Annotated in this window: 10 protein-coding genes; 8 read left to right on the forward strand and 2 right to left on the reverse strand. The window is 64.3% G+C overall.

Going from position 1 to position 13,450, the window contains the following annotated elements; genetic code table 11:
• On the forward strand, positions 1-867 hold an 867-nt coding region (locus J4F42_17615; GenBank protein ID MCE2487336.1), incomplete at its 5' end, for a hypothetical protein.
• A gap of 68 nt (positions 868-935) precedes the next feature.
• Positions 936-2,177, forward strand: coding sequence for a deoxyguanosinetriphosphate triphosphohydrolase family protein (locus J4F42_17620; protein MCE2487337.1), 1,242 nt, complete (start codon positions 936-938; stop codon positions 2,175-2,177).
• A 31-nt stretch (positions 2,178-2,208) separates the two neighbouring features.
• Here the strand turns inward: J4F42_17620 and J4F42_17625 are convergent, their stop codons facing one another.
• Complete coding sequence (locus J4F42_17625; GenBank protein MCE2487338.1) at positions 2,209-3,225, reverse strand: aldo/keto reductase; 1,017 nt, start codon at positions 3,223-3,225, stop codon at positions 2,209-2,211.
• Between the two features lie 95 nt (positions 3,226-3,320).
• Between J4F42_17625 and J4F42_17630 the strand changes: the two genes are divergently transcribed.
• Positions 3,321-4,781 (forward strand): aspartate aminotransferase family protein, encoded by a 1,461-nt coding sequence (locus J4F42_17630; protein ID MCE2487339.1) that lies wholly within the window; start codon positions 3,321-3,323, stop codon positions 4,779-4,781.
• Positions 4,782-4,845: 64 nt separating this feature from the next.
• Here J4F42_17630 and J4F42_17635 read toward each other — a convergent pair whose 3' ends face one another.
• A complete protein-coding gene (locus J4F42_17635) occupies positions 4,846-5,727 on the reverse strand; it encodes an alpha/beta hydrolase (protein MCE2487340.1) in 882 nt (293 codons plus the stop codon).
• Positions 5,728-5,887: 160 nt separating this feature from the next.
• Here J4F42_17635 and J4F42_17640 point away from each other — a divergent pair, with 160 nt between their 5' ends.
• The 5 genes from J4F42_17640 to J4F42_17660 all read left to right on the forward strand — a co-directional run.
• Positions 5,888-7,141, forward strand: coding sequence for an LLM class flavin-dependent oxidoreductase (locus tag J4F42_17640; GenBank protein ID MCE2487341.1), 1,254 nt, complete (start codon positions 5,888-5,890; stop codon positions 7,139-7,141).
• Positions 7,142-7,207: 66 nt separating this feature from the next.
• A complete protein-coding gene (locus tag J4F42_17645) occupies positions 7,208-8,032 on the forward strand; it encodes an alpha/beta hydrolase (protein MCE2487342.1) in 825 nt (274 codons plus the stop codon).
• A 34-nt stretch (positions 8,033-8,066) separates the two neighbouring features.
• On the forward strand, positions 8,067-11,444 hold the full coding sequence (locus J4F42_17650) for an AAA family ATPase (protein ID MCE2487343.1): 3,378 nt from the start codon (positions 8,067-8,069) through the stop codon (positions 11,442-11,444).
• Between the two features lie 86 nt (positions 11,445-11,530).
• A complete protein-coding gene (fbp, locus tag J4F42_17655; protein MCE2487344.1) occupies positions 11,531-12,529 on the forward strand; it encodes a class 1 fructose-bisphosphatase in 999 nt (332 codons plus the stop codon).
• A gap of 128 nt (positions 12,530-12,657) precedes the next feature.
• Positions 12,658-13,450: class I fructose-bisphosphate aldolase (locus tag J4F42_17660; GenBank protein MCE2487345.1), on the forward strand; the 793-nt coding region annotated here is incomplete at its 3' end.

Genomic DNA, 13,450 nt, shown 5'->3' on the forward strand with positions numbered 1-13,450 from the left:
AGCCTGTCGAACGAAATGCCCAAGACTCTAGCGAAAATTGTTGCCGTCACTGCTCTGTTCGTGTTGTCTGCCAGCACCGCTTTGGCTCAGGACCATGTGGTCGCTTTCGACCGCGACCGCCCCCTGCGGTTCAACCATCGCTGCGCCGAACTCGGCCACGGCTATGGCGCCTACCGGCAGGCCTACGCCTTGTTCGAGAAACGCTCGCCCGACGGCCGCTCCCGAGCGCTGGTGCTGGCCAAGGTTCAGGTCGGCTGGATCGCCGGGCCGCCCGGGCCGAACGGCGTTTCTCTGCTGATTGAGAAAAAGCGGCTGGCGCTTCCGCCCGAGTGGTACGGCGACACCTTCGGGCTGGCTTTGCAGCTTGCCAACGTGCAGACGCAACGGGCAATCACCGGCCCGGTTTTCACCCGCTACGTCCAGGTTGCGTCCGGCCAGGGCGGAGAGAAGGAATATCGGCTGTCCCCTACCGGAGAGCTGGACTGGGTGCGCTTCGTGGAACCGGAGGAGATCGATCCGCAGGCGGCACGTGAACACCGTCACCCCCCCGAGCTGCATCTGTACGCCAGGGACATCCCGGTTCGGGACGGGGCGTATGCCCTCAATCTGGTCCTGGAAAACACCCGCACCAGCGCCCGCATGACCCTCGAAGGACCGCTTGTGGAAAATCTGCTCTCCCTGCTGCAAGTCGAAAAGCCGAAAGCCGGTGTACTGGGCTTTGCCCAGGCCATGAATCCTTTTCAGCAGGGGGGGGTGTGGGATTCGCTCAGGAGCGCCTGGCGCTATAGGAATTGCATCCAGCTCAGAAAACAGGCCAAGCGGGAACTCGACCGGCGTTTTGCCCACACTTCCGCCGTTTCACCCTGAGTGTGCTTGCGAAGCTCACACGGCGTCGTTTATCCTGACCCTGCAGGCCAACACAAGGAGTCAGCCTCGTGCAATTTGCCCGTCCCTCATACGCCTGTCGTCATACCCCGGAGCCGCCACGGCCAGCCAATGACCACCGGTCCGAGTTTGAACACGACCGGGCCCGTATCATTCACTCGGCCGCGTTTCGTCGCCTCCAGGGCAAAACCCAGGTGTTTGGGGTGTATGAGGGCGATTTTTTTCGGACTCGGCTCACCCACTCGCTCGAAGTCGCCCAGATTGCCAAGGGCATTGCCCTGGCGCTGGGCGCCGATACCGACCTGGTCGAGACGATCTGCCTGGCCCACGATCTCGGCCACGCGCCCTTCGGCCACGCCGGGGAACGCCTCCTGCATGACCACATGCGGCCCTATGGCGGCTTTGAGGGCAACGCCCAGACCTTCCGCATCGTGACCCAGCTCGAACACAAACACACCGCCTATCCGGGCCTGAACCTCACCTACCCCAGCCTCGACGGGCTGCTGAAATACAAGACGTGTCTGAGCGCCGGAGAGCTGCTCCCGTCCGGGCACGAACCGGTCAAGGGCTATTACACTGAAGACCGTGAGCTGGTCGAGGCGATCACTCGTTCGACCGGCAGCGGTCAGCAGCGCAGCCCGGAGTGCCAGATCATGGACGTGGCCGATGATATCGCCTATTCGGTCCACGATCTCGAAGACAGCCTGCAAGCCGGCCTGATCACGCTGGCCGACTTTCACCGCTTTCCGGCCCAACGTCTGCTGCCCCAGGTCAACGCCGCGCTCGGCGCCTGGCGGCGGACGGTTGACGCCGAAACGGTCGGCTCGGTGCTGGCCCACATCGCGACCCAACTCGACGCCCTGGAACACACGGCCGACCGGGCGGCGCATAAGATGCTGACCCGCGACCTCATCTCGGCCTTTGCCAGTACGGTCGAGGTCCAGCCAACCGGTCGCATTGACGCGGTCTTTTCCGAGCGGGTGCGGATCGAGGTCCTGAAAGCCTTTGAGTCTCAGAAAGTGATTCGTAACCCGCGCGTGACCACGCTCGGCTACAAGGGCCAGACAGTCCTGGCGCGCCTGTTTGAGGTGCTGGATCAGGGCCGCGAATCGGTCGGCCTGCTGCCCGAGGAGCAGGCCGAGCGCTACCAGCACGCCCTGGGTGAGGGGGACGAAGCGGGCCGCAAGCGGGTCGTCTGCGATTTTCTGGCCAGCATGACCGACTCGTCCGCGATGCGCTTCTACAGCCGCCTGTTCGTCCCCGGCCAGGGCAGCTTTTCCGATATGTTGTAAAAGTGAAGGACGTTGCGACCACCTGTCGGGCTCAGCGCAGCGCTACCATCGGATCTTTGAGCCGGGGCAGCTCAAACCATACCGCGTCGCACACCGCCATCTCCTCTTCGTCCAGGCTCAACTCAACCGCCGGCAGCGACTGGCGCAGCTGCTCGGGCGAGGTCGCCCCGACAATCGGCGCGGTGATCCCGTCCTGAGCCAGCACCCAGGCAATCGCGACCTGGGCCAGCGGCTTGTTGCGGGCCGAGAAGAACTCGTGGAGGTGGGACACCGCAGCAAACTGGGCCTCCTGCCAGTAGCGCTTCTTGTAGGTGCGTCCGGCCCGGCCTTCGAGCGCGAAACGCGTCTCGGACGAGGGGGCGTGGCTGGCCTGGTTGTCCATGTGCTTGCCGGTCAGAAAGCCGCCGGCCAGGGGATTGTAGGGGATCACCCCGACGCCCTGATCGCGACACAGCGGCAGCAGCTCATGCTCAATTTCCCGGAACAGGATGTTATAGCGCGGCTGCACGCAGTCGAAACGGGCCAGGCCGTTTTTGTCGCTGGTCCACAGGGCTTTGGCCAGCATCCAGGCCTGGAAGTTCGAGCAGCCGAGGTAGCGGACCTTGCCCTGCCGTACCACGTCGTCGAGCGCCGCCAGGGTCTCGTCGATCGGAGTGTCAAAATCCGGCGCGTGCACCTGATAGAGGTCAATGTAGTCGGTTTGCAGCCGGCGCAGACTCTCGTCTATGGCGGCCAGGATGTGTTTGCGGGACAGGCCGCGATCATTCGGCTGGGGTCCCATGGCGCCCCAACACTTGGTGGCCAGGACAATCTGCTCGCGTCTGCCCTTGAGCCATTTTCCGACAATGTCTTCGGTGCGGCCGACCGTTGAGCTATCCCCGCCGACCGGATAGACGTCCGCGGTGTCAAAAAAATCGACCCCGGCCTCAAGCGCGGCATCCATGATGGCAAAGCTCAGCGCTTCATCACACTGCCGCCCAAAAGTCATCGTTCCCAGACACAGTTCGGACACTTTGAGCCCGGTTCGGCCCAGGCGCTGCATTTTCATATCGCTTCCTCCGTTACCATAGGAAAATGGAACAAAAGGAGTATACTGCCCCAACACAGGACCGTGTCAACACGTCAGCCACAGGGAGGAAGAGCATGCCACACACAGCAAAAAAATCGGCCAAGGTGATCCCCCTCCGTTCCCGCACCACCGCAGTAGCGGCGACCTCCATGGATCGCAAACGGGCCAAAACCCTGCACCAACAGGACAAAGCGCATCTGGTCCACGGCTTCGTGCCCCTGAGCCTGCATCAGGAGCGCGGCATGCCCATCTTCGTCAGAGGCGAGGGCGTGTATCTGTGGGATACGGACGGCACGCGCTATCTCGACGGCCTGGCCTCGCTGTGGAACGTACACGTGGGCCATGGCCGCAAAGAAATCACCCGCGCGGTTGCCGCTCAGATGGACCAGCTGGCCTTCGCTCCGACCCTCATCGGCCCGACCTCGGCCCCGACCGTTGAGCTGGCCGCCAAGCTGACCAAGATCGGCCCCAAGGGCCTGCGGCGGGTGATTTTCACCTCGGGCGGCTCGGAATCGAACGAGACCATGATCCGCCTCGTCCGGGCCTATTGGAAGGCCAAGGGCAAGCCCAAGAAGACCAAGTTCATCAGCCTCAACCAGGGCTACCACGGTACCTCGAGCGGGGCGGCCAGCCTGACCGGCATCCCACTGTTCAACGAGCAGGTCGAGCCGGGTCTGCCGGGTGTCATCCACATGGCCCGACCCTACTGCTACCGCTGTGAACTGGGCAAGACCTACCCGGCCTGTGGGGTGGACTGCGCCGACGAACTGGAACGGATCATCAAGCGCGAAGGCGCCGAAACGATCGGCGCGTTTGTGACCGAACCGATTCAGGGCGTGGGCGGCGTCATCGTACCGCCCAAGGAGTGGCTGCCCAAAATCCGTGAAATCTGCGCCCGGCACGATATTCTGCTGGCCTGCGACGAGGTCATCACCGGATTCGGGCGGACCGGCACCATGTTTGCCTCGTCCAGCGTCGGCCCCGATATCCTGGTCTCGGCCAAGGGCATTACCAGCGGCTATCTGCCGCTCGGGGTGGTGCTGTTCAAAGAAGAGATGTTCCAGACCTTCCTGAAGGCCGGCGACCAGGCCTTCTGGCACGGCTACACCTATACCGGCCACCCCACCGTGTGTGCGGCCGGGCTGGCCAATCTTGAAATCATCGAGCGTGAGAAGCTGGTCCAGAAGGCCCGCGTACAGGGTCGCTATCTGCAAAAGGCGCTGGCCACGCTCAAGGATATCCCGATTGTCGGTGATGTCCGCGGCAAGGGACTGGTAGCGGCCATTGAGCTGGTCAAGGACAAACACACAAAAGAGATGTTTCCGGCCGAGACCAAGCTTGTCACGCGGGTCTGGGAACGCGCTTTGCGGAGCGGGCTGCTGACCCGCATGGGCGGGTCCAACGTCATCGCCATCTGCCCCCCGTTGATCATCACCACACAGCAGATCGACGAGATGGTCACCACCCTGCGAGAGACCCTGGTCAGCGTGTCCGAGGAACTGGGCGAGGACTGGAAGCTGGCCAGCGGCAAGTAGCCGGGAGCAGCCCTCCCCGATCCTCACAACATGGCTGCCAACCCGTACGTTGGCAGCCGCTCTCCTACCTCACATGCGTGTCCAGGAACGCGCTGGCCCGCCGATAGCCCTCGGCGTAGGCGGGCAGCGGCGGCAGCTGGAAGAACGCGTGCGGCGCGCCGTCAAGAATATGCAACTCGTGCTTGACCCCGGCCGCCGACAGTCTTTCGGCCAGGGCGTGTGACTCCGCCAGCAGCGGGTCTTTTGTCCCAACCGCGAGGTAACACGGCGGAAAGCCGTCACACGCGTACAGCGGGCTGACCCGGTGATCCTCGCGCAGCGCCTCGTAGTCTTCGACCACCAGATACAACTGCTGCTTGGCGTGCGGCGTACCCAGGCCGGCCAGTGCCGCATGATAATCAAACACCCCGTACAGCAGCAGGCCGGCCTTGACGGCCGGTCCGCGCTTGCGGCTGCATTCGGCCAGGACCCCGCCGGCCAAGTTGGCCCCGGCCGAGTCTCCACCGACGGCCAGACGTTGGGCGTCGCCCCCGTACTCGGCGGCGTGCTCGACCGCCCACTGGGTGGCGAACAGACAGTCGTCAAACGCGGCCGGAAAACGATGTTTGGGCGCGCGGCGATAGTCAACGTTGACGGTCAGATAGCCGGCGGCGGCAAACTCCCGGCCGAGGCGCAGGTGGGTCTTGGGACTACCCATGGTCCAGCCGCCGCCGTGAAAATAGACCAGCACGGGGTGGGGTCCCGGGCCCGTGGGCACGCTGATGTCGGCGCTCAGCCGCCAGCCGGCCACCTGTCTGAGCAGCACCTCATCGTGCACAGCCCCGACCGGCGGCGGGTTGCCGTTCATCAGGTCGTTGTATTTGATCAGCAGATCGGCCGGATTGACGCCCTTGGGGGGCTTGAGCGTTTCCATGAAGGCGAGCAGATCGTCTGGAATCTGAGTCATCGGTTTCCCTCCTTGTGTCTGACATGACCCCGAATTGTAGCCGGAGCGCGGGCGGCCTGGCAATCGCGGTCGCCCGCGGGCGGCCGACGCGCCAACCCTTTGCAAGGTCGGGGGTGGCTGTGGTAGACCTCAGCCGAACGCTCGTTCAGGAGGAAGCGCGATGAAATTCTGGATGTTCCACCTGATGCCTTGGCCCCATCTGCCAGACAACTTTGAGGACACCTACGATACGGCCTGGGTGACCTGCTCAAACGGGCTATTCGACCCCGAGCGCGGCCCGCAGGTGTATCACCAGTACATTGACCAGTTGGCCTATGCCGACGACATCGGCTTTGACGGGGTGGTCATCAACGAACACCACCAGAATGCCTACGGCATCATGCCCTCGCCCAACCTGATTGCCGCCGCCCTGTCCCAGCGGGTCCAGACCGCCCGGGTGATGGTGCTGGGCAACGGTCTGCCACTGCATGAGGTGCCGCTCAAGGTCGCCGAAGAGTTCGCCATGCTGGACAACATGTTTCGGGGCCGGTTTGACGCCGGCTTTGTGGTTGGCGGCGGCCCGGAATACTATTCCTATAACATCAACCCGACCTATGCCCGCGAGCGATTTCGCGAGGCCACCGATCTGATCGTCAAAGCCTGGACCGACCCGGGACCGTTCAGCTGGGACGGCAAGCATTTCCAGTTGCAGTACTGCAACGTCTGGCCGCGCCCGGTCCAGCAGCCCCATCCGCCGATCTGGATTCCCGGCGTGGGCAGTGTGGAGACCATGGAGCTGGTCGCCGAGCGTGGCTTCACCTATGCCGCCCTGACCTACTCCCACGTCGAATCCTTCCGCCAGAACGCGGCCTTCTTCCAACAGACGGTCGAGCGGGTCGGCAAACATGCCTACCACCCGGAAATGCTGGGCTGGCTGGTGCCGATGTATGTGGCCGAGACCGAGCAAAAGGCGCGCGAAGAGGCCGAGGAGCACATCTGGTATTTCATTGACAAACTCCTCAAGGGGTTTGCCGGCAAGGGTCGGACGTGGATGCCGCCGGGCTATACCTCGCTGAAATCCCTGGAGCGGCTGCAAAAGCTGAACGATCCCGGCGGCGGGCATGCCCGCTGGCAGCTCGGCCACGCCACCACCTGGGACGACGTTGAGGCGGGCGGCTCAGTCCTGATCGGCAGCCCGGAGACGGTGCGCGAAAAACTGCTCCAGTACGTGCTCGAATTCAAGGTCGGCAATATCCTGGCCCTGCCCCAGTTCGGCAGTCTGCCCGATCATCTGACCCGCAAAAACATGGAATTCCTGGCCAACGACGTCTTTCCCTACGTCCGCAAACACGCCGATGCTACGTTTGCCGCACTGCCCGGAGTCCACGCCCAAAAGGCCCAAGAAGCGAAAGACGGCCAAGACGGCCGCGCCTAGAGGGAAGCGGGCAGCTTCGACTGCCCGCCCTGCTCGTGGTTCCCCGCATGACAGGAAAGACATCGTATGGCCCTAACGACCGAAACGCTCAGTGTCCGTGGCAACACGGTTCAGCTCCTGCGGGGCGGCAGCGGCGCGCCGCTGCTCTACCTTCACGGCCTGGTTGCCGATATTCACAGCCTGCCCGAGACGGCCGGCTTTACCACCTTCCACGAAGCCCTGGCCGCCTCTTTTGCCGTGTCCGCGCCGGCCCTGCCCGGCTATGCCGACAGCGGAGGCTTTGACGAGCTTGACACCATAGAGGACGCGGTCTTTTTCTGCCTGGATGTGCTGGATACGCTCAAGCTCGACACCGTCAATCTGGTCGGGGCGTCCTTGGGCGGTTGGGTGGCGACCGAATTCGCCAGCCGCTACTCACACCGGCTGCGCAAGCTGGTGCTGATCAACCCGCTCGGGGTGTCCACGCCCGAGGCGCGGATCGGCAATTTCTTTTATACCGTCACCCCCAAAGCCGAGGGCGGCCAGCACGAGGTACGCGAGCTGCTGTTTCAGGAGCCGGACTCCGAACTGGCCCTGGGCGCCATCCCCGACGACATGTCTGCGGCCGCCAACTTTCTGTTCTACAAAGCCCAGATGGTCGCCGCCCGGCTCGGCTGGAAGCCGCCCTGTCTGTACAACCCGCGTCTTCAACAGCGGCTGTTCCGGATCACCGCGCCGACCCAGATCATCTGGGCCGAGCAGGACAGGCTCGCCCCGGTCGCCCTGGGTGAACTGTTTCAGGATGCGATTGGCGGGGCGCAGCTGGTCAGAATTCCGGGTTCGTCACACAGCCTGCTGCTGGAACAGCCGCAACGGGTGGCCGACCTGGTGAGTCAATTCTTGAGCCCCTGAGCGCGGATTCCGAACCGAGGGCTGGGGCGAGGCTATGCAGTGCAGAAAATGCAACGCCGCCAATCGGGACGGGATTCAGTTCTGCGAAGAGTGCGGCGCGCGCCTCAGCCTGCCCTGCCCGAGCTGCGGCAGCCAGGTGCCGGCTGGGAAAAAGTTTTGCGGGACTTGCGGGGCGTCCCTGGACCGCGTTGACTCGGCCTCTCCCGCCCTCCTGCACCCACACCCCACCGGCAGCAGCCCGGCTCCTCTTGACTATACGCCGGACCATCTAGCTGAGCGCATCCTGTCGGGCCGGACCGCGCTTGAGGGCGAGCGCAAAATCGTCACCGTTCTGTTCAGCGATATCAGAGGTTCGATGGACATCATGGAGCGGCTTGATCCCGAAGAGGCCAAACGCGTGCTCGATCCATGTCTGCAGCTCATGATGCAGGCCGTGCACCGCTTTGAAGGGACGGTCAACCGCATTCTGGGCGACGGCATCATGGCCCTGTTTGGCGCTCCGCTGGCCCTCGAAGATCATCCCCAGCGCGCCCTGTACGCCGCCCTGGAGATGCATGAGCAGGTCGGTCGCTATGCGGCCGAAGTGCGCCACAACCATGGGATTGGGCTCCAGATCAGGGTCGGGATTAATACCGGTGAGGTGGTCGTGCGGACCATTGGCGACGACTTGTGCATGGACTACTCGGCCGTGGGTCATGCCGTCGGCCTGGCCGCCCGGATGGAATCGCTGGCCGCCCCCGGCTCAAGCCTGGTGACGGCCCAGACCCACGCCTTGACCAGAGCCGGGTTCCGTTTCGAGGCCAAGGGGCAAACCACCGTCAAAGGCGTCTCCAGCCCGCTCGCCACCTACGCCCTGCTGGGCCCGAGCGCTGCTCGCTCGCGCCGGGCGGCCCACGGCCTATCGCCGCTTGTTGGACGCAGTCACGAACTCGAACAGCTGGCCGAGCGTGTCGCCCTGGCTGCGGGCGGCCGGGGCCAGATTGTGACTCTGGTCGGCGAGGCCGGTGTGGGGAAATCGCGGCTGCTGGCAGAACTCAAAGCTACGCTGCACAAACACCACTATCTGCTCATCGAAGGCGCGGCCTTTCCGTATGGCAGAACGCGGGCCTATCTGCCCTGGGTCGAAATGTTCAAGCAGTACTGTCGGATCGATGAGCAGGACGCCGCCGCGACGTATCGGACAAAACTCCTACGCACCCTGACACCCACCCACGCCGTCCCGGACGCTACGCTGCTGGCTTTGCTGCTCGAATTACTGGGCGTGGAGAGTCAAGAGCCGCGGATCGCCGGCCTGCCTTTTGAAGCCCGGCTGCACAAGGTCGAAACCGGGATCAAACGTCAGATCGTGGCCGAGAGTCGTCGCCAGCCGCTGGCCTTCCTGCTCGAAGACCTGCAATGGCTTGACCGTCGGAGTCTGGACTTCCTGCACTCCCTGCTGCCGGAGATTCATCACCTGCCGGTGCTCTTCCTGCTGTCCTACCGCCCCGGGCAGCGCTACGGCTGGGAGAGCCAGCCATTTTCCTACCGGCTCGAGCTCAGCCCGCTGCCCGATGCCACCAGCCAGTCTCTGCTGAAATCCCTGCTCGGCACCGACTCCAGCGTCAGAGAGCTGCTACCCGTTCTGGGCCACAGGGCGGGCGGCAACCCCTTTTTTCTCGAAGAAATCGTCCAGCATCTGGTTGAAACAGGGCTGCTTGTCGGCCAGGCGGGCAGCTACCGGCTCAGCCGCCCGGTCTCGGACTGGGCTCTGCCGGCCACGGTCCAGGGTGTCCTGGCCAGTCGTATCGACCGGCTCGACCCGGCCCTCAAACGGGTGCTGCAAACGGCGGCGGTCATCGGGCGGGACGTTGCGCTGCCGCTCTTGGCCCGAGTCATGGCCTGGCCCCAATCCCGTCTGGAACAGGCCCGCCAGACGCTCCACGAGCGCGATTTTGTGCGTCCCAGCGCAGCCGGTTTCACATTCAAGCACGGGCTGACCCAGGAGGTGGCCTACACATCCCTGCTCCACGAAAGGCGCGCTACGCTGCACGCCCGGGTCGGGGCGGCGATCGAGGAGCTGTTCGCCACCCGGCTCCAGGAGCAGGTCACGGTCCTGGCCTACCACTACAGCCGTAGCACCGACAGCGCCAAGGCAGAGACCTACCTGTACCGGGCCGGACTGCGTGCGGTCGAGGTCTACGCGGATACCGATGCCCAACACTTCTGGCACGAACACCTGCGGGTGCTGGCTACGCTTGCGCCGAGTCCAGACCGGGACCGGCGCGAAGTGCGAACCCGGCTCCAGCTCATCACCCTACTGTCCCGCCACAGTAATGCCGACGAGCCCATCCGAGAGCAATTTATCGCGGCGGAAGCCGCCTGCGGTCGCTTGGCGGATACCCGCCTGTTGGCCGCCGCCCACGCCATCGTTGCCGGCACGTATGTGGTGTGGGGCCGCCCCCGAGCCGGCCTGCCCCACGCTCGGACCGCCTACCGGCTGACGGCCGAACAGACCGACGTGCTGGCTCGGCTGCGGGCCCACGGCCCCCTGGCCCACCTGTTGTGGCTAGCCGGTCGGTTTGAGGAGGGCTTGCAGATCGCCAGCGCCGGACTCGACCTGATTCAACACCACCGCCTCTTGGAGACCCAGCCGGGCAAGAGCGCCGCATCGGTGATGCAGTGTCTGGCCGTGTCCGGACTGTGCAACGGATTTTTGGGCAGTCTGGCACTGGGCTTCCAGCAACTGGGTCAGGCCAGGGCGGTGGCCAGCCAGCACCTCCGCCACCTTCCCCAAGCCCTTCCCCACTGGGGTTTGGCCCTGTTGCACGCCCTGCGGGGTGAGGCCGACCTGGCCGAGCACGAGGCCAGCGCTGGTTTAGACCTGATGCGGGAAGTCGGCGCCCCGGCCTCACTGCTGATGGCCGGCGCCGTCCACGAATACGCGGGTCTGCTGGGCGTGGCCGCCGGGCAGGTGTCAAACCCGTCTATCACCGGTCTGGCCACAAGCTGGCAGCAGAAAGGCGTGTACGCCGAGCTGATCGGCAGCTGGTATGCCGAGGCTCTGTTAAGCCTGGGGCGGGTGGCTACCGCCGTCCTTGTCCAGGCCGAGCACAGCCACAGCCGCTGGTTTGTGTATTCGGCCCACCGTGTCCTGGGTCGTATTCTGGCCCAGCGTGAACCGTCGGACCGGCCGGCCGCTCGGACCCACCTGACACGCGCCCTGGACTACGCCGAGCAGATGCACAGCCGGCCCTTCCAGGCCCACAGCGCGCTGGCCCTGGGCGAGTTTCTGGCGCGTACCGGTCGGGGTGACGACCAGAGCCCGGCCCGAACCTATCTGAGCCAGGCGGCGGACCTGTGCGCTGCCCTTGAGCTGCCGGCCGACGGCGCGCGGGCGCGCAGCCTGCTGGCCGATGTGGCCCAATCGGCCTGAGTTTCGTCCGCCCCCCTTTTGGACCAGCGCGCCGTGCTGTAGTACAGTAGGGAAAAAGGGAGAGTTCTTTTCCGGGAGGGTACAAGATGGAGAGTACCAGCATCACGCTAACCCGTTATCTGTTAATGCAGCAGCGCGAGCATCCGGGTGCGACCGGAGAGTTCTCGATGCTGCTGTCGCAAATCGCGTTTGCGGCCAAAACAATATCCCGAGAGCTCGGCCGGGCCGGTCTGGTCGATATTTTGGGCGCCTCGGGCGAGATCAATATCCAGGGTGAAGTCCAGCAGAAGCTTGACCAGATCAGCAACGATGCCTTCCTGGCAGCCTTTGCCAACGGCCAGCTGGTGTCCGAGATGGTATCCGAGGAAATGGAACATCCCACCCCGATTCAGGGCAATGAGGAAAAGGGCAAATACGTCATTTTCGTCGATCCGCTCGACGGCTCGTCAAACCTGGATGTCAACGTGACGGTCGGCTCTATCTTTTCGGTCCACCGCCGCCCGGAGGGGAAAAAAGGCGCCGCGTTGGTGGACGCCCTCCATCTGCGCGGGCGTGGTCAGGTGGCGGCCGGCTATGCCCTGTACGGCCCCAGCACGACGCTGGTCTACACCACCGGCCAGGGCGTGCACGGCTTCACCCTGGACCGCAGCATTGGCGACTTCCTGCTGTCCCACGAACATATCCGTATTCCGCAGCACGGTTCGACCTACAGCATCAACGAGGGCCGTCGCAACACCTGGTTTGCCCCGACCCGCGCCTATATCGACTATCTGCAAGAGACCGACAGCCAGACCAAGCGGCCCTACTCGGGTCGCTATATCGGCTCCCTGGTGGCCGACTTTCACCGCACCCTGCTCAAAGGCGGCGTCTTCCTCTACCCGGCTGACCCCAAGAACGCCAAGGGCAAGCTGCGGCTCATGTATGAGGCCGCCCCGCTCGGCTTTGTGATCGAACAGGCCGGCGGTCGGGCCAGCGACGGCACCCAGCCCATCCGCGATATCGTCCCCGACAGCCTCCACCAGCGGACGCCGCTGATCATCGGCAGCGCCCAGGACGTGCAGACCGCAGAGTCGTTTTACCAGTAAGACAGGCAAGCGACGGCCGCGCCCAAACGGCCGCTCGATTTTTTCATCCGAATGCCTAGTATAAGGCTGCATACGGCATCCCCAGACAGGCGCAAGACTGAGCGGGGTGAGACAAGGGAGGTAATCACATGACCGAACGTGTTCGTGAGATTCTGAGTTGGTATGAGGGCGACAATCCGGGCACCCGGGCCAATATTGCCCGTCTGCTCAACAGCGGCCGCCTGGCCGGCACCGGCAGACTGGTCATCCTGCCGGTCGATCAGGGCTTCGAGCACGGCCCGGCGCGCAGCTTCGCCCCGAATCCGTCCGGCTATGATCCCGACTACCATTTCCAGCTCGCGCTCGACGCCGGCTGTAACGCCTATGCCGCGCCGCTGGGATTCATCGAAGCCGGAGCCGATACCTTTCTGGACCGGATTCCAACCATTCTCAAGCTCAACAACCACGACGTGCTGCACGACGAAAAAGACCCCCTGTCGGCCGTGACCAGCAGTGTCGATGACGCCCTGCGGCTGGGTTGTGCCGCCGTCGGCTTCACCATCTACCCCGGCTCGTCGGCAGCCCAGACCATGTATGAGCAGCTGCGCGAGATCACCAAGGAGGCCAAATCCAAGGGGCTGGCCGTGGTGGTGTGGTCCTATCCGCGGGGCAGCGACCTGAGCAAGGCCGGGGAGACCGCGGTCGACGTGGTCGCCTACGCGGCCCAGATTGCGGCTCAGCTCGGGGCGCATATCATCAAGGTCAAACCGCCCTCGGCCCACATCGAGCTGGCCGACGCCCAAAAAGCCTACCAGCGCTACCATGTGCCGATCGACAGCCTGGCCGAGCGTATCCGGCATGTGGTCCAGAGCGCGTTCAACAGCAAACGGATTGTGATCTTCTCGGGCGGACCGGCCAAGGGCGACGAGGAATTCTTCGGCG

The sequence above is a fragment of the Desulfurellaceae bacterium genome (assembly GCA_021296095.1).
Lineage (GTDB): Bacteria > Desulfobacterota > Binatia > Bin18 > Bin18 > JAAXHF01.